The sequence below is a fragment of the Jatrophihabitans sp. YIM 134969 genome (assembly GCF_054456675.1).
Genome location: NZ_JBTJEQ010000013.1, coordinates 1 through 22,576, shown reverse-complemented (window position 1 = coordinate 22,576; position 22,576 = coordinate 1). Strand labels below are relative to the sequence as shown.

Here is a 22,576-nt window from a genome sequence, read left to right as displayed (position 1 = left end):
CCGGGGCGCTTCGCGCTAGAGCCCGCGAGAGCCGGCGCGGCGCCTCGCCAGGGCGTCGACCGCGGCGGCGAGGACCAGCACGGCACCGGTGATGATCAGCTGCACCGCGGCACCGTTGACGCCCTTGATGGCGTTGGCCATGCCGTAGGTGATGACGGCCAGCACGAGGCCACCGATGATCGCGTCGAGCGGACGGCCCTTGCCACCGAAGAGGCTGGTGCCACCGATGACGGCCGCACCGACGGCGAGCAGCAGCGTGTTGCGGCCACCGATCGAGGCGTCGAAACCGTCGGTGTACGAGGCCAGCAGGACACCCGCGACAGCCGCCATGAACGTGTTGATGGCGAACACCGAGATGCGGATCCGGTCGACCGCGATGCCGGCCCGGCGAGCGGCCTCGGCGTTGCCGCCGACCGCGAAGACGTGCCGGCCGTAGCGGGTGCGGGTGAGCACGAGGGTCCAGACCACCGCGAAGAAGATGATGATCGGGACGACCCACGGCACGCCCTCGAGGACCTGCTCGGCCTGCCGCTGACCACGGACGATGACGCCGCCGCCCGCGGTCTTCAGCGCCCGGTTGGCGTTGAACAGCAGCACCAGGACGATGAAGAAGACGGCCATCGCGCCGACCTTGATCGCGACCAGCGCGATCGGCTCGGCGATGAGTCCGGCCTTGCGACGACGCGTGCTGTCCGAGATCTTGACCAGCGCGTAGCCGATGACCACGACCGCGGCCATGACCCACCCGAGAGCCGGCGTCATCTGGCCACCGTTGAGGGCGGCGATGAAGTCGTTGTTGACCGTCAGGTTGCCGTGCTGGCCCTTGAAGTTGTTGACTACCAGCAGGGTCAGACCCTGGTAGGCGAGGAACAGCGCCAGGGTGACCACGAACGACGGGATGCGCAGCTTGGCGACCAGCCAGCCGGTGGCGATACCGAGCAGGACACCGGCGACCAGCGCCGCCGCGATCGCGATGAACCAGTTGTTGGTGTAGCCGATCGTGATGCGGGTCATGATCGCCGCGCAGAAGCCGGCACTGGTACCGGCGCCCAGGTCGATCTCACCGAGCAGCAGCACGAAGACCAGGCCCATCGCCAGGATGATCGTGTACGAGCTCTGGTTGGTGATGTTCGCCAGCGATCCGAGCGAGCGGAACGACGACTGCAGCAGGCCGAACAGGATCACCAGCACGACCAGACCGCCGACGGCCGGCAACGAGCCGATGTCGCCGCCGCGGATGCGCTGGGTCCAGGTGTGGAAGTAGGACGAGAGCGTGCTCTCCATCGGAGCGGTCGCCTCGGCGGCCGCCGCCGCGCGGGACAGCTCGGCCGCGTTCGGCTGGGGCGCCTCCGAGGCGCCGCCCTTGTTCATGTCGGGAGGCTGGGTCATGCCACGACTCCCTCGATGTGCGCGGCCGGGATGCCGATGTTGCCGGTCCGGCCGGTGGTGATGAGCTCGACGAGCTGACGCTGGTCGACCTCCTCACGCTTGACGATGGCCGCCATGCGACCGAGGTACAGCGCGGCGATGCGGTCGCTGACCTGCAGGACGTCGTTCATGTTGTGGCTGATCAGCACGACGGCGACACCCTGGTCGGCGAGCCGCCGGACGAGCCCGAGGACCTCGGCGGTCTGGGCGACGCCGAGCGCCGCGGTCGGCTCGTCGAGCAGGACGACCTTGCTCTGCCAGAGCACGGACTTGGCGATGGCGACCGTCTGTCGCTGACCACCGGACAGGCTGGAGACCCGCTGGCGCACGGACTTCACCGTGCGCACCGACAGTGACTTCAGGGCGTCCTGGGCGGCCTTCTCCATCGCGATCTCGTCGAGGATCAGGCCGCGGTGGCGCTCCCGGCCGAGGAACATGTTCTGGACGATGTCCAGGTTGTCCGCCAGCGCGAGGTCCTGGTAGACGATCTCGATGCCGAGCGCCGAGGCGTCCCGGGGGCTGTGCACCGTCACCGGCTTGCCCTCGAACAGGTACTCGCCGGAGTCGATCTGGTACGTGCCGCCGATGCACTTGACGAGCGTCGACTTGCCGGCGCCGTTGTCACCGACGAGCGAGATGACCTCGCCCGCATAGGCCTCGAAGTCGACGCTCTTGAGAACGTCGACGGGGCCGAAACTCTTGTTCACGCCGCGCAGGCGCAGGACCGGGTCGCCGGCCATGGTGGGTCTCCTCAATCAGAAATGGTGCGGGTGAGACAGCACTCGGGGCGGTCGGGCGCGAGGGTTGCTCGTGCCCGACCGCCCCGGAGTGGTGGTGCGGTGGTGCGTCAGCCCGTCAGGGCGTCAGCTGATCCCGGCCGCGGTGCACTTGGCCGCGTACGCGCCGCTGCACACCTCGTCCTTGGCGACGTCGCCACCCTTGATCGGGTCGCCGACGTTGTCCTTGGTGATCGTGATCGGGGTCTCGAGGATCGCAGGCACGTCCTGGTTGGTCTGCGTGTCCTTGACGGTACCCGTCGTCGTGGGAGCGTTGCCGTTGGCGATCTCGACCATGGCCTTGATGGCCGCGTCAGCCTCGAGCTTGTACGGCTTGTAGATCGAGAAGCACTGGTCGCCGTCGAGGATGTGCTGCAGGCCCTGGGCCGTGGCGTCCTGACCAGAGACCGCGACCTTGCCGTTGAGGCCCTGGGTCTTCAGCTGGCCGATGACCGAGTTGGCCATGCCGTCGTTGGCGACCATGACCGCGTTGATGTCCTGGTTGGCCTGCAGGATCGAGGCGAAGGTCGTTCCGGCGGTGGTGTTGTCCCAGTCGGCGATCGACTGGTCCGCGACCTTGGTCCAGCCGGAGGTCTTGCTGAGCACGCTGTCGTAGCCCTGCTTGAACAGCGTGGCGTTGTTGTCGGTGGGCGAGCCGTTGATGTCCACGTACTTGACCGCGGACTTGCCCTGCACCTGCGAGCACTGGGTCAGGGCCTGGCCCTGGAGCTCGCCGACCTTGACGTTGTCGAACGAGATGTACGCCGCCGCGCTGCCACCGAGGGTCAGGCGGTCGTAGTCGATCGTGGTGACGCCCTTGCTCTTGGCGTCGGCCTCGATGGCCGCACCGGAGGCGGAGTCGAGGTTCACGATCATGAGGATCTTGACACCGTCGGCGAGCATGCTCGACGCGATGGTCTTCATGTTCGCGGCGTCGCCGTTGGCGTTCTGGATGTCGCAGTCCAGGTTGGACGCCTCGCAGCCGGACTTCAGCGCCTCGGGGTCACCGGTGACCCAACGCTGGGAGGACTGGGTGTCGGGGAGGATGATCCCGACCTTGGTGCCCTTGCCGTCCGCGGCGCCCGAACCGCCGCTGCTGCTGGCGCTGCTGCCGCTGCCGGGGTTGGACGTGTCGTCCGACCCGCTCGAGCTACAGGCCGTGAGTGCGAGCGCGGCGATGGTGCCCGCGATCGCGAGGGTGGTGACCGACTTGCGCATTGATTCCGCCTTCCAGACGTCTCTGTCCTGGCTTGCCGCACCGACTGACGTCTGGTCGCGACGGTGCCACCGAATTATGTTGCGGCGGCGAACATATGCCTCCGTGAGGCCCAGCGCCAGCACCCGCAACCTCATCGTTATCCGGCGTGTCATCTACCGCTCACGCAGTCGACACACTGCAAACCCTTCCATCACACCCGACGATCGGGACATCTCGGGACAGGTGTGAACAAGGGCACGGCCGGCGACCCGGGGGTCGCCGGCCGGCGTGGGTGGTGCGGTGGGCCCGCTCGGCGGGCCGGCGGATCAGAGCAGCGAACGCAGCACGTACGGCATGATCCCGCCGTGGCGGTAGTACTCCGCCTCGCCGGGGGTGTCGATGCGGACCCGCGCGTCGAACTCGATCGGCGAACGGCCGTCGGACGGCGTGGCGACCACGTGCACGGTCCGCGGAACCCGGCCCTCGTTGAGTTCGGTGACGCCGGTGATCGTGAACGTCTCCGAGCCGTCGAGCCCGTAGGCGTCGGCGTTCTTCTCCGCGAACTGCAGCGGCAGCACACCCATCCCGATGAGGTTGGAGCGGTGGATGCGCTCGTAGCTCTCGGCGATGACCGCCTTCACCCCGAGCAACGCCGTCCCCTTGGCCGCCCAGTCGCGCGAGGAACCCGAGCCGTACTCGGCGCCCGCCAGGATGACCAGCGGCGTGCCGGCGGCCTGGTAGTGCTCCGAGGCCTCGTAGACCGAGGTGACCGGGGCGTCGTCCTGGGTGAAGTCGCGGGTGAACCCGCCCTCGGTGCCCGACGCGATCTGGTTGCGCAGCCGGATGTTGGCGAACGTCCCGCGGATCATCACCTCGTGGTTGCCGCGGCGCGAGCCGTACGAGTTGAAGTCGCGCCGCTCCACGCCGTGCTCGCGCAGGTAGTCACCGGCGGGGGAGTCGGCCTTGATCGAGCCCGCGGGTGAGATGTGGTCGGTGGTGACGGAGTCGCCGAGCTTGAGCAGGACGCGCGCGCCCTCGATGTCGGTGACCGGCGACGGCTCGGTGGCCATGCCGTCGAAGTACGGGGGCTTGCGCACGTACGTCGACTCCGTGTCCCACTCGAAGGTGTCGCCCTCGGGGGTCGGCAGGCCGCGCCAGCGCTCGTCGCCCTCGAACACGGCGCCGTACTCGCTGGTGTACTGCTCGACGGTGATCGCCGTGGCGATGACGTCCTGGACCTCCTGGGGCGAGGGCCAGATGTCACGCAGGTACACCGGGTTCCCGTCGAGATCGTTGCCCAGTGCGTCGGTGGTGATGTCGACGTCCATCGAGCCGGCCAGGGCGTAGGCCACCACCAACGGCGGTGACGCCAGGTAGTTCATCTTGACGTCCGGGTTGATCCGGCCCTCGAAGTTGCGGTTGCCGGACAGCACCGACACCACCGCGAGGTCGGCGTCGTTGACCGCGGCCGAGATCTCGTCGAGCAGCGGGCCGGAGTTGCCGATGCACGTGGTGCAGCCGTACCCGACCAACGAGAAGCCGAGCTTGTCGAGGTACGGGGTCAGTCCCGAGCGGTCGTAGTAGTCGGTGACGACCTTCGAGCCCGGCGCCAGGGTGGTCTTCACCCAGGGCTTGGACGACAGCCCCTTCTCGACCGCGTTCTTGGCCAGCAACGCCGCCGCGACCATCACCGACGGGTTCGACGTGTTCGTGCACGACGTGATCGCGGCGATCGCCACCGCGCCGTGGTCGAGGACCATCGAGGTGCCGTCGGCCAGGGTGACCTCGACCGGCTTGGTCACCCGGCCGTCGCCGCCGTCCGCGGCCGAGAGCGGCTGCGGGGCGGGGGAGTCGCCGACATCGTTGCCCGGTGCAACAGGGTCCGACGCCGGGAACGTCTCCTCGAGCGATTCGTCGACCGAGCCGCTGGTGCCGTCGTCGGCGTAGTCGCCGAGCGCCGCGCGGAACATGTTCTTGGCCGAGGCCAGCGGGACCCGGTCCTGCGGGCGCTTCGGGCCGGCGAGCGAGGGCTCGACGGTCGAGAGGTCGAGCTCGAGCCGCTCGGAGAACTTCGGCTCGTGCGTGGGGTCGTGCCAGAGCAGGTTGGCCTTCGCGTAGGCCTCGACGAGCGCGACCTGCTGCTCGGACCGGCCGGTGAAGCGCAGGTAGTCCAGGGTCTGGTCGTCGATCGGGAAGATCGCGCAGGTCGAGCCGTACTCGGGGCTCATGTTGCCGATCGTGGCGCGGTTCGCGAGCGGCACCGCCGGCACGCCGTCGCCGTAGAACTCGACGAACTTGCCGACCACGCCGTGCTTGCGCAGCAGTTCGGTGATGACGAGGACCAGGTCGGTCGCGGTGGCGCCGTCGGGCAGTTCGCCGGTCAGCTTGAAGCCGACCACGCGGGGGATGAGCATGCTGACGGGCTGGCCGAGCATCGCCGCCTCGGCCTCGATGCCGCCGACGCCCCAGCCGAGCACGCCGAGGCCGTTGACCATCGTCGTGTGGGAGTCGGTGCCCACGAGAGTGTCGGGGTAGGCGACGCCGCCGCCCTCCTCGCCGCCGAAGACCACGCGTGCGAGGTACTCGATGTTGACCTGGTGCACGATGCCGGTGCCCGGCGGGACGACCTTGAAGCCGTCGAAGGCGGTCTGGCCCCACCGCAGGAACTGGTAGCGCTCGCGGTTGCGCTCGTACTCCAGCTCGACGTTGCGCTCGAAGGCGTCGGGGGTGCCGAACAGGTCCGCGATCACCGAGTGGTCGATGACGAGCTCGGCGGGCGCGAGCGGGTTGATCTTGGTGGCGTCGCCGCCGAGGTCACGCATGGCCTCGCGCATGGTCGCGAGGTCGACGATGGCCGGCACGCCGGTGAAGTCCTGCATCACGACACGCGCGGGCGTGAACTGGATCTCGGTGTCCGGCTCGGCGTCGGGATCCCACGCGGCCAGCGCGCGGACCTGGTCGGGGGTGACGTTCAGGCCGTCCTCGTTGCGGAGCAGGTTCTCCAGCAGGACCTTCAGGCTGAACGGCAGGTCGGCCGCGCCCTCGATGCCGGTGATGTCGAAGTAGTCGACGCTGTCCTCACCCACCGTCAGGGTCTTGCGACTCGTGAAGCTGTCCTGGGTGGTGACGGGCACGTCGGTTACCTCCGGTGGCGCGAGCGCTGGGATCGTCGGGTCCATCCTTCCACCCGCCGCCCACCCGACGTTCGTACGCTCTGCCACATGACGGACGCCACGGACGCGGAGGTGGAGCCCGCGGGGGAGGACGCCCGCTGGCACCGCATCCGGATCCGGGTGCTGATCGGCTGGATCGCCGCGGTGGTGGTCCTGGTCGTCACCGTCGGGGTGCCCACCGACCGCGGCACGCTGCTGCTGCTGATCCTCTCCGGGCTCGGCATCCGGTGCCTCGGCCGGGGCTGGCGGGCCTTCCGGCAGGTCCTGTTCGACTGGTTGCCCTTCACCGCCGCCCTGGTCGTCTACGACTACTCCCGGGGGCTCGCTCGGATCATCGGGCTCCCGTTGCACATGTCGGACGTCGCCGCCGCCGACCGCGCGATCTTCGGCGTGGTGCCCACCGTGTGGATCCAGGAGCACCTGCTGGACCCGGGGGTGCCGCACTGGTACGACGCCGTGGCCACGCTCGTCTACACCACGCACTTCCTCGCCACGCCCGTCGTGGCGGTGGTCCTGTGGCTGCGCTCGCGGCAGGTGTGGCTGCAGTTCATCACCCGGGTCATCGGCCTCGCGGCCGCGGGCGTGGTCACCTACGTCCTCTTCCCGGCGGCCCCGCCCTGGTACGCCTCGGAGCAGGGCGTGATCGGCCCGGTGCTGCGGGCGACCTCGCGCGGCTGGCTCTGGTTGCACGTCGACAAGGCCGGGAACCTGCTGCAGGAGGGGCAGGTGGCGAGCAACCCCGTCGCGGCGATGCCCTCGCTCCACACGGCCTACGCCACGGTCATCTCGCTGTTCGTGCTCATGCTGCTCGGGCGGTCGGCACGGCCGTGGGTCCGGCGGGCCCGGTGGCTGGTGCTGCTCTACCCCGTGCTCATGGGCTTGTCGCTGGTGTACCTGGGCGAGCACTACGTGGTCGACCTCGCCGCGGGCGTCGTCTACGCCCTCGGGGTCCACCTCGCCGCGCGGTGGTGGGAGCAGCGGCGGGAGCGCCGCCGGGGCTCCGCCGACGGGGGTTCGGACGGGGTCGCCGCCACGTCCGGATCGGGTCAGCGTGTCGCGTCTGGGGCGCGTGTGACTCGTGATAATGGAGGGTCGTCTGGCACGGATGGGGCAGGAGTGGCAGTCTGACCCCGTGCCGACTCCCGTCTCCCGACGTCCGGACCCCCGGCGGACGTCCCGCCGTCGACCTCGCAGCCCCCGCTTCGCAGCGGTGTTCGCGGCGGTCGTGGTGGGCGCGAGCCTGGTGGTCGGGTCCGCCTCGTCCGCCCTCGCCACCCCCACGCCGCCGCCGAACCCCAGCGACGCGCAGATCGGCGCGGCGCAGACCACCAAGACCCAGTTGGCGACCGAGGTCGGTGCGCTCACCGCCCAGCTGAGCCAGCTCAAGCTCAAGGTGGAGCAGTTGCAGGCCGCGGCGGAACTCGCCGAGCAGAAGTACGCCTACGCGGTCAGCCAGCTGGCCGAGGCCAAGACGAAGGCGACCGCGGCGAAGGCGGCCGTCACGACCGCCCAGAAGGACGTCGCCGCCGCCCAGACGGCGTTCAACGCCTCGGTCAAGGCGGGCTACCTCGCCGGTGCGGCCACCCAGGGCGGGACCGGGGCCCTGTTCGCGGCCGACGACCCGACCGAACTGTTGCAGTCGTCCGCGTTCCAGTCGTACGTGACCTCGCACCAGGCCGACGGCATCGGCCGGCTGAACCGCGCCAAGGTCGCGAAGGCCAACGCCGACGCGGCGGCCCGGCAGGCCGTCGACACCCAGACCCGGCTCACCACGGCCGCCGAGCAGGCCTACACCGACGCGCGCGCGGCCGAGTCCGTCGCCCAGCAGGAGCAGGCCTCGACCGAGTCCCAGGCCGCCGCGGTGCAGACCAAGCTCGACACCGCCCAGGCCGCGCTGCTCGGGCTCCAGGACCAGCGGACGAAGTACAACGCCTGGAAGGCGGAGCAGGCGCGTATCGCCGCGGCGCAGGAACGGGCCCGCCAGGAGGCGCAGCGGCGCGCCGCGGCGGCGGAAGCCGCGCGGCAGGCGGCCATCGCCGCCGCCCAGCAGCAACAGCAGGAGCAGGCGGGCAACGACGGCGGGGGGTCGTCGAACGGTGGCGGCGGCGCGCCGAGCGGAGGCGGTGGCGGCTCCAGCAGCGGGTCACCGTCCGGCGGGTCGTGGACGCCCGCCATGGGCCAGGCCGCGGTGAACCGGGCCATGAAGTGGCTGGGCCAGCCCTACGCGTTCGCGGGTGGCAACACCAACGGCCCGACCTACGGCGTGTGCCAGAGCGGCGCGGCCTGGAACGACTGCCACGTCTACGGTTTCGACTGCTCCGGTCTGGTGCTCTACGCCTGGGCGCCGTGGACCTACATGCCGCACTACACCGTGGCGATGTGGTCGCAGATGTCGGGCAACTTCCACCCGACGACCAACCAGCTCATGCCCGGTGACCTCCTCTACTACGGCTACAGCGCGGGCACGATCCACCACGTCGCGATGTACATCGGCAACGGCAACGTCATCCAGGCACCCCAGAGCGGCGACCACGTGCGCATCACGTCCATCTGGAACATGGGCTCGGACTACTACGGCGCGGTGCGGCCGCTCACCTGATCGGCGCTCCTCCCGTCGTCACAGGCAGCGCGGCGCGGGCTCCCGTACGGTGGGCCCGCCAGACCTTGTCGCGTCCCTCGAGGAGTTCGATGTCGCAGCCCGGCCCCGCCACGCCCGCTTCGGACGCCGGCTCGCTCGAGCGCGTGCTGTTCGAGATCAAGCGGGTCATCGTCGGCCAGGAACGCATGGTCGAACGGATGGTCGTCGCCCTGCTCGCGCGCGGTCACTGCCTGCTCGAGGGTGTCCCGGGTGTCGCCAAGACCCTCGCGGTCGAGACGATGGCCGCCACGGTCGGCGGCACGTTCTCGCGGTTGCAGTTCACGCCTGACCTCGTGCCCTCCGACGTCGTCGGCACCCGCATCTTCAAGCCCGGCGCCGACGCGTTCGCGACCGAGCTCGGCCCGGTCTTCGCGAACTTCGTGCTCGCCGACGAGATCAACCGCGCGCCCGCCAAGGTGCAGTCGGCGCTGCTGGAGGTCATGGCCGAGGGTCACGTCTCGATCGGCGGCGAGCGGTTCCAGGTCCCGAAGCCGTTCCTCGTCCTCGCCACGCAGAACCCCATCGAGAGCGAGGGCGTGTACCCGCTGCCCGAGGCGCAGCGCGACCGCTTCCTCATGAAGATCACCGTCGACTACCCGTCGGCCGCGGAGGAACGCGAGATCGTCTACCGGATGGGCGTCGAGCCGCCGGTCGCCCAGCGGGTCATCTCCATCGACGACCTCGCCCGGTTGCAGCGCACGGCCTCGAAGGTCTTCGTGCACCACGCGATCGTCGATTACGTGGTGCGCCTCGTCGTGGCCACCCGCCGGCCGGCCGAGCACGGCATGCCCGATGTCGCGGCCTGGGTCAGCTACGGCGCGTCCCCGCGCGCGAGCCTGGGGCTCATCGCCGCCGGCCGCGCCCTCGCCCTGCTCCGTGGGCGCGACTACGTCCTGCCGCAGGACGTCCTCGACATCGCCACCGACGTGCTGCCGCACCGCATGGTCATGAGCTACGACGCGATCGCCGACGGCGTCGGCGCCCTGCAGGCCGTGCGGCGGGTGCTGCAGAGCGTCCCGCTGCCGCAGGTCGCTCCGCGCCAGCGCGCGGGCGGCCCGCCCGCTCCGCCGCCACGGCCCTACGGCGGGCCCGCAGGTCAGCCCGGCAGCGGTCAGGTACCGCAGGTCGGTCCCGGGCCGTCCGGTCCGGGACAGCCCGGCCCGGCCCAGGGTGCGCCGTCCGGTGGCCAGCCGCGCTGGGGCGAGCGCTCGGCCTAGGCCGCACCCATGGCTCTGCGATTCCCGCGCCGCGGAGGTGTCAGCGGCACCGCCGACCCGTCGGCCGCGCCCGCCGCGCCGCTGTTCGAACAGGTGCTCGACGTCGAGTCGGCTGAACCACTGCTCGCCCGGCTGGAGCTGGTCGTCCGGCACCGGCTGGACGGCCTGCTGCAGGGCAACCACCTCGGCCTGGTCCCCGGTCCGGGCAGCGAGGCGGGGGAGTCGCGCCCCTACGTCCCCGGTGACGACGTCCGCCGGATGGACTGGTCGGTCACCGCGCGCACCAGTCAGGCCCACGTGCGCGAGACCGTCGCCGACCGTGAGCTCGAGACCTGGCTGGTCGTCGACCTGTCGCCGAGCCTCGACTTCGGCACCGGCCGGTCGGAGAAGCGCGAGCTGGTCCTGGCCGCCGCCACCGCCCTCGTGCACCTGACCGCCGGGACGGGCAACCGCGTCGGCGCCGTCATCACCACCGGCGAGCAGGTGATCCGGGTTCCCGCCCGCGGTGGACGCGCCCACGCGCGTCACCTGTTGGAGACCATCGCCGCGACCCCGCGCGCCACCACCGGCCGGCGCGGTGACCTCGCGGCCGCCGTCGACTCGCTGCGCCGGCCGCCGCGTCGGCGCGGGCTGGTCGCGGTCATCTCCGACTTCCTCGACCCGGTCGACCCGGCCGTCGGACCGGACTGGATGCGGCCGCTGCGTGGTTTGGGGGCGCGGCACCAACTGCTCGCCGTCGAGATCGTCGACCCGCGCGAGCTCGAACTGGCCGCCACCGGGCTGGTGACGTTCGTCGACCCCGAGTCCGGACAGCAGCTCGAGGTGCAGACCTCCGACCCCGAGGTGCGCGTGCGTTACGCCGCTGCCGCGGCCGAGCAGCGTCGGGCCATCACCACCGCGATCCGCCGGGGCGGCGCGGCCCACCTGCAGCTGCGCACCGACCGCGACTGGGTCGCGGACACCGTCCGCTTCGTCCTCGCCCAGCGTCACGCCGGCGCGGGCACCACCCCGGCGCCGGGCGTCGTCCGGGCCGAGGCCGTGCGATGAGCACGGAGACCGTCACGCCCGTCGGAGGGACTCGACCGTGAACTTCCAGTCACCGGTCTGGCTGTGGCTGCTGGTGCCGATCGCTGCGATCCTCGGCGTCTACGTCTGGCAGCAGCTGCGGCGCAAGCGCTACGTCGCCCGGTTCAGCAACGTGGACCTGCTCGCGACCGTGGTCCCGAGGCGGCCGGGCTGGCGGCGGCACACGACGTTCGCCGCGCTCATGGTCGCGCTCATCGTGCTGACCGTCGGCGTCGCGCAGCCGACCGGGAAGGTCCGCGTGCCGCGTGAGCGGGCCACGGTGATCATCGCGCTCGACGTCTCGCAGTCGATGCGCGCGAACGACGTCCTGCCCGACCGGATCACCGCGGCCAAGCAGGCGGCGAAGGACTTCGTCGACCTGTTGCCCCCGCGCATCAACGTCGGCCTGGTGAAGTTCGCCGGCAGCGCGAGCGTCGTGGTGCCGCCGACCATCGACCGCGACAGCCTCAAGGTCGCGGTCGACAACCTCGAGCTGGCCGACTCCACCGGCATCGGCGAGGCGGTGTTCACCTCCCTCGACGCCGTCGCGACGTTCAGCAAGGCGACGACCGCGAAGGACGACCAGCCGGCACCAGCCCGGATCGTGCTGCTCTCCGACGGCTACAACAACCGCGGCCGCAAGGTCAGCTCCGCCGCCGCCGCGGCCGAGAAGGCGAAGGTCCCGGTGTCGACGATCGCGTTCGGCACCGACGACGGCACCCTCGACCTCGACGGCCAGGTGGTCTCGGTCCCGGCCGACAAGACGACCCTCTCCCGCCTCGCCGACGACACCGGCGGCACGTTCCACACCGCGACCTCGGCCGAGGAACTGCGGCAGGTCTACCAGGACATCGGCTCGCAGATCGGCTACACCACCGCCGAACGCGAGATCAGCTGGCGGTTCCTGCTCGCCGGCCTACTGGTGGCGATCGTCGGCGCCGGACTCTCGCTGCTCTGGTCCGGACGCCTGACCTAGCCAGACCGCGACGGGCAACCCACGGGACGCGCCCGGGTCGACCGGATCGTGGTGTCCGCTGCGGCGCGCACGGATGACCGCGTGCGGTCACCCGTGGACAGGCGGCGGCACGCCCCTCGCGGCGGATGCGGATCGGCGGATCTCGACCGGCACGTCCCCACCATCGGGGAACGCGGCCACGGAGGCCTGATCACGTCGGCGAATGCACCACACGACCGACGAGGCTGTTCCAGCGGACATCCCATCGTTGCACCGTGCACCGTGCACCGTGCACCGTGCACCGCGGCTCCGCGTCGAGATGTAGCCCGGACGTCGAGTCGCGGGAGAGACCTAGAAGGGTGGGTCGCCGAGCTCGGGTTCGGGGGTCGGCAGTTTCCCCGCCGGTTTGCGGTGCTGTTTTCCGACGGGGTCGGTCCAGATGCTGGAGTTGTCCTCGGGATCCCGCTCGTGAACCCAACCGCCTTCGTGCTTGAGGCGGTGGTGACGGCGGCACAGGGCGTCGAGGCACTGCTGGCGGGTCTGGCAGCCGTTGTTCCAGTCGTGGCGGTGGTCGAGGTCGCAGGTCACAGCGGGTCGGTCGCAGGTGGGGAAGCGGCAGTACTGGTCGCGGGCGATGACGAAGTCTTCGAGGTTCCGCGGCGGGCTGTAGGTCTTCCGCCCGTAGTCCAGCAGTTGGCCGCTAGCCGGGTCGGTGAGGATGCGTCGCCAGGTCGCGCACTCGTCGTAGGCGATGCGGCGGACGGTGGCGGCGTCGATCACGCCGTGGCCGTGCAGGAAGCCGGGCAGGTCGTCCAACCCCATCAGGGTGGTCCAGCCGACGACGACCTGGATCTCCGGGCGCTGCCCGTGCATACGCGGTGCGGTCGCGAGGTCAGTGCCGGGTTCGGTGCTGGGTCCGGTGTCGGGTTCGACGGTGGCGGGGCGCACCGGCCGCAGCGTGAGCTCCACCAAGGCGTCGGCGCGACAGTTGGCCAAGGTGCGGTCGTCGCCGGGGGCGTTGCGGGCCTTCGACGAACGAGCGTGCGCGTCGATCGTCTTCGCCACCGCATGACCCTGCTCGGCGGGGAGCAGAGCCCACAGTGAGCACATCCCGTCCGCCTCGGCCCGCACCCGCACGTCCCGTTCGCGACGCCGTTCCCGGTTGCGGGCCTTCGCCCCTTCGGGGTCGTGCTTGATGATCGCGGCCTGCAACGTCCGCTCCAGTTGGGACGGGGTGCGCCAGCCCGGGTCGTCGACAACCTCCCGCTCGACGGTGCGCGCCACCTCAGGTTCCACCACGCGCAACGTGTTGGCCGCGACCCGCGCGTGGTGCACCCCGATCGCCCCGATCCGCAACTGCGCGGAGATCGCCGGCGCGACCTCGACCAGGGTCACCGCCTGCATCATCCGGTGATAGGCCGACGTCCCCGAAACGCCCAAAGCCAGTCCGAGCTGCTCGGCCCACCACTTGCCGGCGTCACCGTCAGGCTCACCGCCGTCGGCGGGGGCGGCGTGGTCGCGGTAGGCGGCGACCATGACGTCGTTCTGGTGGGCGGTGCAGAACGCGATCATCCGCTCCCACCCGGCCACCGACGCGACCCGTTCCTCGTCGTCCAGAGCAGCGGGATCCAAGGCGAGGAGTTCACGCAGCAGGTCGGGCGAGGGAACCATCTCGTCGACCGCGACCATGCCCTCAGTCTATATCGAACAAGCGGGCGAGACAAGAGAATCACTCGACGAGCACGAGCTTTTCTCGAACAAGCGCAGCTGCGACCCGCGAGCGGAAGTCGGTCCGGACGGCGACGGTACGCGCTTCTCCGAGGAGCCCGTTCTTGCCGAGAACAACCGCCACCCGCGAGCGCAACCGGCTCCGGACGGCGACGGCACGCGCTTCTCCTAGGAGCCCGTTCTTGCCGAGAACAACCGCCACCCGCGAGCGCAACCGGCTCCGGACGAGCACCCTCCGCGCATCACGTAGGAGCCCGTCCTTGCGAAGCGAGAACCGCCACCCGCAAGCGCGAGCCCCCCGAACGAGAACCCACCGCGCATCTCCTAGGAGCCAGTTCTTGCCGAGGGCAACCGCCGCCCGCAAGCGCGAGCACCCCGAACGAGAACCCACCGCGCATCTCCTAGGAGCCAGTCCTTGTCGAGGGCAATCGCCACCCGCAAGCGCCAACCAACCCCGGACGAGAACCCACCGCGCATCTGACAGGAGCCCGTCCCGGCGAAGAGAAACCCCGCTCGCCGCGGTCGCCTAGGGGCGCACCGTCATGATCTCCGCGCCGTGCTCGGTGATCGCGACCGTGTGCTCGCTGTGCGCGGTGCGGGAGCCGTCGGCGCTGCGGAGGGTCCAGCCATCGGGGTCGGTGACCAGACGGTCGGTGCCCGCCATGACCCACGGTTCGAGGGCGAGCAGCAAGCCCGGGCGCAGCCGGTAGCCGCGGCCCGGACGGCCGTCGTTGGAGACGTGCGGGTCCTGGTGCATGGTCGAGCCGACCCCGTGGCCGCCGAACTCGGTGTTGACCCGGTAGCCCGCCGCGCGCAGGGAGGTCCCGATCGCGTGGGAGATGTCGCCGACGTGCGCGCCCGGGACGGCCGCGGCGATGCCTGCGGCCAGCGCGCGTTCGGTGGCCGCGATCATCGTCAGGTCCTCGGGCCGTGCGGTGTCGCCGACCACGAAGCTCAGCGCCGAGTCGGCCACCACGCCGTCGAGGGAGACGGCGAGGTCGAGGGTGAGCAGGTCGCCGTCGGCGAGGGTCTGGTCGTGGGGCAGGCCGTGCAGGACGGCGTCGTTGACCGAGGTGCAGATGTGGTGGGCGAACGGTCCCCGGCCGAAGGACGGCGCGTAGTCGACGTAGCAGGACTCCGCTCCGGCGTCGTCGATCATGGCGCGGGTCCAGGCGTCGATCTCGAGCAGGTTCGTGCCGACGACGGTGCGGTCGCGGACCGTCTGCAGGATGCGACCGACCAGTGCACCGACCGCGCGGGCCCGCGGCAGGGCGGTCGGGCTGAGGACCTCGATCATCGGATCTCCGTTCGGGATTGTTGTCCCGGCCAGGTTATCCCGGTATTAGTATCGGTGCATGGTCCGGTTGCCCCTCACCGTCGCCGAGGTCGAACGCGGCCGACGGCTCGGTGCCGCGCTGCGCCGCGCGCGTGGTGATCGGTCGATGCTCCAGACCGCCCTCGACGCCGGCATCTCGCCCGAGACCCTGCGCAAGATCGAGTCGGGCCGTGTCGCCACGCCGGCCTTCTCCACCATCGCCGCGGTCGCCGGGGTCGTCGGGCTCTCGCTCGACGCCGTCTGGGCCGAGATCGCGGACCCCGCCGACACGTCGGGCGCCTCGCTCGCCTCCTGATCCGCCTGTTGGGGCACGGTCCACCCGGAGGACCCGGAACTGTCACACCCCGGTGCCACGCTCGACGCATGTTCACCGTGATGTCGTGGAACGTCGAGAACCTCTTCGTGCCCCAGGCGGACGAACGCGAGGCGTACGAGGCCAAGATCGCGGCGCTGGCGGCGGTCGTGCACGACGCCGCGCCGGATCTGCTCGGCGTGCAGGAGATCGGCGACCCGGAGAGCTTCGAGGCGCTCCGGGCGGCGCTGGCCGCGGGTGGATCGGGCGACGACTGGCACGGCACGCTCTCGACCCGTTTCGAGGCCGACCACGCCATCCGGGTCGGGTGGCTGTCGCCGCGGGCTCTCTCCGACGTCGAGCAGGTCGCCCGTCTGCCCGTGCACCTGCGGAACGTGCAGGTCGACGACGACGGCACCCGCATCGACGCCATGCCCCGCGGCGCGCTCGCCGTCACCGCCACCACCACGGGCGGCACGCCGGTCCGCGCGCTCACCGCGCACCTGAAGTCCAAGCTGCTGAGCTTCCCCGGCGGGCGGTTCGACACGCGCGACGAAGGCGAACGGGCCCGGTACGCGGTGTACGCCCTGGACCGTCGAGCCGCGGAGGCCGCCACCCTGCGGGCCTGGACGACAGCCACCCTGGAGGCCGGCGACGCCGGCGGTCGCGTCGTCGTGTGCGGCGACCTCAACGACACCTCCGAGGCGGCCACCACCCAGCTGATCTTCGGCCCGCCCGGTTCGCAGATCGGCACCGGCGGGTTCGACCACCCCGACCGGGGTGACACCCAGCGGCTCTGGGACACCGGCTACGCCATGACCCCGCCCGACGACTTCTCCCGTGTCAACGAGGGCCGGAAGGAACTCATCGACCACGTGCTGGTCTCGCACGCCCTGGTCGGATCGTTGCAGAGTGCACGGACGGTCCCGCTCGAGGTCCCGAGCGTGGGGGTGCGCCCGCGGGTGGCGCCGCGCGTCACGCCCGCACCGTCCGACCACCGGCCGGTCGTGGCCGTCTTCGACCTCGACTAGGACGCCCTACCGCGCCGGGTCGAGCACGAGCTTGCCGACCGAGCTGCGGTCGAGCAGCGCGCGGTGGGCCGCGGCGGCCTCGGCCAACGGGTAGGTCGCGCCGATGACCGGCCGCAGCTCGCCCGCCGCGATCATGTCCAGCAACCCGGTGACGGCCTCGGCCATCGCTGGCGGCTTGACGTGCACCAACCAGAACCCGATGACGGCGTGGCTCCGGGCCATGAGCGCACCGGGCGCCACGGGCGTGGGCTGCTGCCGCGACGCCTGGCCGTACGCGACCAGCCGACCGAGCGGCGCGAGGGCCGCGAGCGAGGCGTCGAACACCGGCCCGCCCGTCATCTCCAGCACGATGTCCACCCGCTTGCCACCGTTGGCCTCGCGCAACGCGGCGGTGAGGTCGCTCGAGCGGGAGTCGACCACGGCGTCCGCGCCGAGCGAGGTGGCGAGCTCGGCCTTGGCGTCCGACGACACGGTCGCGATGACCCGCCCCGCACCCCAGGCCTTGGCCAGCTGGATCGCCACCGTGCCGACACCGCCCGCGCCGGCGTGCACGACCACGCTCTCACCCGGGGCGAGATGCGACGAGGTCCGCAGCAGGTGCCACGCCGTTGCACCCTGCACCAGTGTCGTCAGCGCCGCGGCGTCGTCGACCGGGTCGGGGATCGGGAACAACCGGCGGGGGTCGACCGCGATGCGCTCCGCGTACCCGCCGCCGGACACGAAGCCCAGCAGCCGGCGGCCGTCGGCACCGCGCACCACCACCTCGCTGCCGGGGATCAACGGCAACTGCTGCTTGGCGAGGTAGCTGTCCTCGGTCTGGTGGGTGTCGGCGTAGTTGACACCGGACGCGAGGACGTCGAGCACGTGCTCGCCCGCACCGGCCTCGGGTTCGGGCAACTCGGCCACGGTGACGACCTCGGGGCCGCCGAACTCGGTGATCTGGACGCCTCGCACGCCGCCGAACGTAGCCGACCGTGCGTGTGGGGTCGCGCCCGGCAGATCGGCTAGGTTCGGGGCCGTGAGCGAAGCTGAACCGCGGTCGGTCCTGGTCACCGGTGGCAACCGGGGGATCGGGCTCGCGATCGCCCAGGCCTTCCTCGCGCAGGGCGACAAGGTGGCCGTCACCCACCGCGGCTCCGGGGGCCCCGAGGGTGCGTTCGCGGTCAGCTGCGACGTCACCGACACCGAGCAGGTCGACGCCGCGTTCACCGCGGTCGAGGCCGAGCAGGGCCCGGTGGAGATCCTCGTCAGCAACGCCGGGATCACCGACGACACCCTGCTGTTGCGCATGGACGAGGCGAGCTTCACGAAGGTCGTCGACGCGAACCTCACCGGCGCCTACCGGGTGACCAAGCGGGCCGCGTCGAAGATGCTGCGGCTGCGCCGCGGACGGCTCATCTACGTCTCGAGCGTCGTCGGTCTCATGGGCGCGCCCGGTCAGGCCAACTACGCCGCCAGCAAGGCCGGCTTGGTCGGCTTCGCCCGTTCGATCGCCCGCGAACTCGGCAGCCGCTCGATCACCGCGAACGTCATCGCCCCCGGCTTCGTCGAGACGGCCATGACCGCCGCCATGACCGAGGACCGCACCCGCGAGGTCCTCGGCTCGGTCCCGCTCGCGCGCATGGGTCAGGTCGACGACATCGCGGCCGCCGCGGTGTTCCTGGCGTCCCCGGGCGCCTCGTACGTCACCGGTGTGGTGCTGCCGGTCGACGGCGGCGTCAGCATGGGCATCTAGAGAAAGGCTCTCGACATGGGACTGCTCGACGGCAAGACCCTCCTCCTCACCGGGGTGATCACCGACGCGTCCATCGCGTTCGCGGCGGCGCAGGTCGCGCAGGAACAGGGCGCGACGGTCGTGCTCACCGGCTTCGGGCGGATGTCGCTGGTGGAACGCGTCGCGCGGAAGCTGCCGCAGCCGGCGCCGGTGGTGGAGCTCGACGTCCAGAACGACGAACACCTCGCGAGCCTCGCCGATCGGGTCCGCGAGCACGTCGACCACGTCGACGGTGTGCTGCACTCCATCGGCTTCGCGCCCGCGAGCTGCCTCGGCGGCGACTTCCTCGAGGCGCCGTGGTCCGACGTCGCGACCGCGGTGCAGGTCTCGGCGTACTCGTACGCATCGTTGGCCAAGGCAACGCTCCCGCTGTTCCCCGACAGCGGGGGGTCGATCGTCGGGCTGACCTTCGACGCCACCGTCGCGTGGCCGGCCTACGACTGGATGGGCGTGGCCAAGGCGGGGCTGGAGTCGACCAACCGGTACCTCGCGCGCGAACTCGGTCCCCGTGGCATCCGCGTCAACCTCGTCTCCGCCGGGCCGGTCCGCACGATGGCCGCGCGGTCGATCCCCGGCTTCGCCGCCTTCGAGGACGCGTGGGGGCCCCGCGCACCGCTCGGCTGGGACATCGCCGACGCCCTGCCGGTCGGGCGCAGCATCGCCGCGTTGATGTCGGACTGGCTGCCCGCCACCACCGGCGAGGTCGTCCACGTCGACGGCGGCTTCCACGCCATGGGCGTGTGAGGGAACCGGGTGTGTAGACAGGAGGGGTGACCTCCCCGCACCACGCCTACGACGCCTTCCTGCTGCTGTCGTTCGGCGGTCCTGAAGGCCCCGACGACGTCATGCCGTTCCTGCGCCGCGTGACCGCGGGACGCGGTGTGCCCGACGAGCGGCTCGCCGACGTCGCCGAGCACTACCACCACTTCGGCGGGGTCTCGCCGATCAACGACCAGAACCGCGCCCTGCTCGACGCGCTGCGCACCGAGTTCGCCGCGCACGGCATCGACCTGCCGCTGTACTGGGGCAACCGCAACTGGGACCCGCTCGTGGCCGACACCGTGCGCCGGATGCGCGACGACGGCGTGCGGCGCGCCCTGGTGCTCGCGACCAGCGCCACCGGCTCCTACTCGGGCTGCCGGCAGTACCGCGAGGACCTCGCGGGTGCCCGGGCCGAGGTGGGGGAGACCGCACCGGAGCTGGTCAAGCTGCGGCACTTCTACGACCACCCCCGCTACGTCGCGGCGCACGCCGACGGCCTGCGGGCCGCGCTGGCCGAGCTGCCGGAAGACCGGCGCGACGCCGCCCGGCTGGTGTTCACCGCCCACTCGATCCCGTCGTCGATGGACGAGCAGGCCGGTCTGGCCTGGACCGACGCGGGCCACCTCTACTCGCGCCAGCAGCACGAGACCGCCCGGTTGGTCGCCGAGACCGTCCGCGGGGAGGGTGCCCCGTTCGACCTGGTGTGGCAGTCGCGCTCCGGCCCGCCGCAGGTGCCGTGGCTCGAACCCGACATCAGCGACCACCTGCGCGCCCTCGCCGCCGAGGGCGCGACGGCGGTTGTCGTCGCCCCCACGGGGTTCGTCTCCGACCACCTCGAGGTGCTCTGGGACCTCGACGAGGAGGCCCGCGAGACCGCCGCCGAGCTCGGGCTCGCGTTCGCCCGCGCGGCCACACCGGGCGTGCACCCCGAGTTCGTGACGATGGTGCGCGAGCTCGTGACCGAGCGCACCGGCGAGGTGCCCGCGGTCGGCTGCAGCCCGTTGGGCCGCACCGGCATCGACTGTCCGGCGGGCTGCTGCCCGGCGCCGCGGCGCCGCGCCGCCTGAGGGACCACGGTCCGCCGCCGCGCGTCGGCGGTCCCACTGCACTACGGTCCGGTCATGTCCCCCGACATGAGGCGGCAGCGCGCTGTCCTCCGCTCCGTCACCGGGCAGCTGCTGACGCTTGTCGCGGTGCAGGGCGTGATCGTCGTGGCCGCGGCGATCGTCCTCGTGGTGACCCTCGTGCAGTGGAACCACCAGGGCGTCGCCACGCGTGCCGCCAGCAAGGCCCGGGCGGACGCCGCGACCACCGTGGCGTCGGTGTTGCAGCAGCAGAACGCCGTGCTCTCGTTCGTCGTCACGGCCGATCCCGCTGAGCGCGCCGGCGCGGACGGCGCGCGGGCCGCGTTCGGGTCGGGGGTCGCGACCCTGCGCGCCGAACTCGCCGGCACGACGGCCGAACCCCTGGTCGCGGACCTGGTCGGTGCGGCCGACCGGTGGAACGCGACGGTCGCGGTGCCCGCGACGGCCGCGGCCGCCGACGGCCGCGACGAGGCGGCGGAGGCGATCGTCGCGTCCCCGGCCTCCCGGACGACCCAGCTCGCGGTCGGGGCCAGCGCCCGGGCGCTGTGGGCGCACCTCGACGCCGCGTACCGCACGTCCGTGGCGGCCTCGCTGGACCTGCGCGCGCGCCTCACCGGCCTGATCATCGGGGTCCTGGTGGTGCTGCTGCTGTCGCTGCTGGGCGCAGCTCTCATCCTCCGGCGTTCGGTGATCGTCCCGCTGCGCCGGGTGCAGGTGGCGTCGCGGCGGGTGGCCGACGGTGCCTGGGACGACTCCGTCCACGTGCACGGCCCGGCCGAGGTGGTGGCGGTCGCCGCCGACGTCGACCGGATGCGGCGGGCGCTGGTCCACGCGCTCGAGGCCGAACGCCGGGCGGCCGAGGCGCTCGACCAGCAGGGTCCCGCGGTGCTCGCCCTGCGCGACGCACTCGCGCCGGCACCCTGGCAGCAGGACGGCTTCGAGGGAGCGGGGCGGCTCGACCCGGTCGAGGGCCTGCTCGCGGGCGACTGGTACGACGTCGTCACCCTCGGCGACCACCGGGTCGGCATCGTGCTCGGCGACGTCGCCGGGCACGGCGCGGCGTCGGGCGTGTACGCCCTGCGGCTGAAGGGGATGCTGCGCGGCGCCCTGCTCGCGGGCCAGTCGCCCGCGACCGCGCTGTCCACCGTCGCCGCGATCATCGCCGAGTTCCCCGACAACGCGCGGGTGGCAAGCGGCGAGCTGTTCGCCACCGTGTTCCTCGCGGTGGCCGACCGCGAGGTGGGGTCGCTGGTCTACGCGAGCGCGGGCCACCTCGACGCCGTCGTCATGCGGGCGGTCGCAGCGGCCGGCTCCGACCCGGTGCCGCCGTACCAGTGGGACAGCGTCGACCTCCCGCCGACCGGTCCGATGCTGTCGGCGCTGCTCGCCGACCGGATCTGGACCGAACGACGGCACCGGTTCGCCCCGAACGACCTGCTGATCGCCGCAACCGACGGTGTCATCGAGGCCCGCGACCCTGCTGACGACCTCGAGTTCGGGACCGGCCGCATCGTCGGCCGGGTCGGCGCGCGCCTGCGGGAGGGCGACACGCTGGCGGCCGCGGTCGACGCGGTGTTCTCCGACGTCGCCGGTTTCGAGCGCCGCGCGCGGGACGACCGCACGCTGGTCGCGCTGCGGTTGGCGTCGACCCGTCGGCGGTTCGACGCCACGCGGGTGGGCTCCGCCCGGCCGTTGCGACCGGTCTGACCGACGCCGTTCGGCGCCGACCACTCCGCGCGCCCGGACGGTCTCGTCACACCCGTGCGCGAGTTTGTCCGGTTCCTGACGAAATCGCGAGCGATCGTGGGGTGGTGTGGTGGGTCCGGCTTGCACGGGGACCACGGACCTGTCAGGGTCCGGGGTGAGAGGTGTCGCCTGGTCTTCCCCCGTGGATCTGGCGACACCTCTCCTCTCTGTCCGGGGTCGGTCCCGCAGCCGTCAGGCGTCCGGCGCCGGTTCGACGAGCGCGTTGCAGGCGGCCATCCGCGCGCGCCGGACCGCCGTGAGCAGGGGTCGCAGCGCGGCCTGCCGCGTGGCCATCCCGAGCCGGTCGACGGCGCCGCCGGCCGGGTCGGCGACCGCGAGGTCGAGCACGGCCCGCAGCCGTCGCGCCTGCGC

Annotated in this window: 18 protein-coding genes and 1 pseudogene; 11 read left to right on the top strand and 8 right to left on the bottom strand. The window is 71.8% G+C overall.

What is annotated here, in order from left to right; translation table 11 throughout:
- Positions 1-15: 15 nt before the first annotated feature.
- From ACXR2U_RS08995 to ACXR2U_RS08980, 4 genes are all read right to left on the bottom strand, one after another.
- On the bottom strand, positions 16-1,389 hold the full coding sequence (locus tag ACXR2U_RS08995) for a sugar ABC transporter permease (RefSeq protein ID WP_458824639.1): 1,374 nt from the start codon (positions 1,387-1,389) through the stop codon (positions 16-18).
- The gene (locus ACXR2U_RS08990; protein ID WP_458824638.1) at positions 1,386-2,168 is read right to left on the bottom strand and encodes an ATP-binding cassette domain-containing protein; all 783 of its coding nucleotides are present in this window, start codon (positions 2,166-2,168) and stop codon (positions 1,386-1,388) included. The genes ACXR2U_RS08995 and ACXR2U_RS08990 overlap by 4 nt, the downstream gene beginning before the upstream one ends.
- Before the next feature lie 123 nt (positions 2,169-2,291).
- Positions 2,292-3,422, bottom strand: coding sequence for a sugar ABC transporter substrate-binding protein (locus tag ACXR2U_RS08985; RefSeq protein ID WP_458824637.1), 1,131 nt, complete (start codon positions 3,420-3,422; stop codon positions 2,292-2,294).
- A gap of 306 nt (positions 3,423-3,728) precedes the next feature.
- Positions 3,729-6,536, bottom strand: coding sequence for an aconitate hydratase (locus tag ACXR2U_RS08980; protein ID WP_458824636.1), 2,808 nt, complete (start codon positions 6,534-6,536; stop codon positions 3,729-3,731).
- 87 nt (positions 6,537-6,623) lie between these two features.
- Between ACXR2U_RS08980 and ACXR2U_RS08975 the strand changes: the two genes are divergently transcribed.
- The 5 genes from ACXR2U_RS08975 to ACXR2U_RS08955 all read left to right on the top strand — a co-directional run bounded on the left by ACXR2U_RS08975 (position 6,624) and on the right by ACXR2U_RS08955 (position 12,471).
- Positions 6,624-7,703, top strand: a complete 1,080-nt coding sequence (locus tag ACXR2U_RS08975) for a phosphatase PAP2 family protein (RefSeq protein ID WP_458824635.1) — start codon at positions 6,624-6,626, stop codon at positions 7,701-7,703.
- A gap of 4 nt (positions 7,704-7,707) precedes the next feature.
- Positions 7,708-9,174 carry a C40 family peptidase gene (locus ACXR2U_RS08970; RefSeq protein ID WP_458824634.1) on the top strand — a complete coding sequence of 489 codons (1,467 nt, stop codon included), beginning with the start codon at positions 7,708-7,710 and terminating at the stop codon, positions 9,172-9,174.
- An 89-nt stretch (positions 9,175-9,263) separates the two neighbouring features.
- Positions 9,264-10,430: an AAA family ATPase gene (locus ACXR2U_RS08965; RefSeq protein ID WP_458824633.1), complete on the top strand. Its 1,167-nt coding sequence runs from the start codon at positions 9,264-9,266 to the stop codon at positions 10,428-10,430.
- A gap of 9 nt (positions 10,431-10,439) precedes the next feature.
- Positions 10,440-11,477: a DUF58 domain-containing protein gene (locus ACXR2U_RS08960; protein ID WP_458824632.1), complete on the top strand. Its 1,038-nt coding sequence runs from the start codon at positions 10,440-10,442 to the stop codon at positions 11,475-11,477.
- Positions 11,478-11,514: 37 nt separating this feature from the next.
- The gene (locus ACXR2U_RS08955) at positions 11,515-12,471 is read left to right on the top strand and encodes a VWA domain-containing protein (protein WP_458824631.1); all 957 of its coding nucleotides are present in this window, start codon (positions 11,515-11,517) and stop codon (positions 12,469-12,471) included.
- A gap of 330 nt (positions 12,472-12,801) precedes the next feature.
- Here the strand turns inward: ACXR2U_RS08955 and ACXR2U_RS08950 are convergent, their stop codons facing one another.
- Positions 12,802-14,139: an HNH endonuclease signature motif containing protein gene (locus tag ACXR2U_RS08950; protein ID WP_458824630.1), complete on the bottom strand. Its 1,338-nt coding sequence runs from the start codon at positions 14,137-14,139 to the stop codon at positions 12,802-12,804.
- A gap of 565 nt (positions 14,140-14,704) precedes the next feature.
- Complete coding sequence (map, locus tag ACXR2U_RS08945) at positions 14,705-15,475, bottom strand: type I methionyl aminopeptidase (protein WP_458824629.1); 771 nt, start codon at positions 15,473-15,475, stop codon at positions 14,705-14,707.
- A 58-nt stretch (positions 15,476-15,533) separates the two neighbouring features.
- Between map and ACXR2U_RS08940 the strand changes: the two genes are divergently transcribed.
- Both ACXR2U_RS08940 and ACXR2U_RS08935 read left to right on the top strand, forming a co-directional pair.
- Positions 15,534-15,809: a helix-turn-helix transcriptional regulator gene (locus tag ACXR2U_RS08940; RefSeq protein ID WP_458824628.1), complete on the top strand. Its 276-nt coding sequence runs from the start codon at positions 15,534-15,536 to the stop codon at positions 15,807-15,809.
- Positions 15,810-15,877: 68 nt separating this feature from the next.
- Positions 15,878-16,837, top strand: a complete 960-nt coding sequence (locus ACXR2U_RS08935; RefSeq protein ID WP_458824627.1) for an endonuclease/exonuclease/phosphatase family protein — start codon at positions 15,878-15,880, stop codon at positions 16,835-16,837.
- Between the two features lie 6 nt (positions 16,838-16,843).
- On the opposite strand, the gene ACXR2U_RS08930 is transcribed toward ACXR2U_RS08935, so the two are convergent.
- Positions 16,844-17,791 (bottom strand): quinone oxidoreductase family protein, encoded by a 948-nt coding sequence (locus ACXR2U_RS08930; protein WP_458824626.1) that lies wholly within the window; start codon positions 17,789-17,791, stop codon positions 16,844-16,846.
- Positions 17,792-17,855: 64 nt separating this feature from the next.
- Here ACXR2U_RS08930 and fabG point away from each other — a divergent pair, with 64 nt between their 5' ends.
- From fabG to ACXR2U_RS08910, 4 genes are read left to right on the top strand one after another with little or no spacing between them, the layout of a single operon-like run.
- Entirely contained in the window at positions 17,856-18,572 is a 717-nt protein-coding gene (gene fabG / locus ACXR2U_RS08925) for a 3-oxoacyl-ACP reductase FabG (RefSeq protein ID WP_458824625.1), read from the top strand.
- A 15-nt stretch (positions 18,573-18,587) separates the two neighbouring features.
- On the top strand, positions 18,588-19,355 hold the full coding sequence (gene fabI / locus ACXR2U_RS08920; RefSeq protein WP_458824624.1) for an enoyl-ACP reductase FabI: 768 nt from the start codon (positions 18,588-18,590) through the stop codon (positions 19,353-19,355).
- A gap of 26 nt (positions 19,356-19,381) precedes the next feature.
- Positions 19,382-20,440, top strand: coding sequence for a ferrochelatase (locus tag ACXR2U_RS08915; RefSeq protein ID WP_458824623.1), 1,059 nt, complete (start codon positions 19,382-19,384; stop codon positions 20,438-20,440).
- 54 nt (positions 20,441-20,494) lie between these two features.
- On the top strand, positions 20,495-22,165 hold the full coding sequence (locus ACXR2U_RS08910) for a PP2C family protein-serine/threonine phosphatase (protein ID WP_458824622.1): 1,671 nt from the start codon (positions 20,495-20,497) through the stop codon (positions 22,163-22,165).
- A gap of 231 nt (positions 22,166-22,396) precedes the next feature.
- Here the strand turns inward: ACXR2U_RS08910 and ACXR2U_RS08905 are convergent.
- Positions 22,397-22,576, bottom strand: a pseudogene (locus ACXR2U_RS08905) (hypothetical protein); the annotation flags it as partial.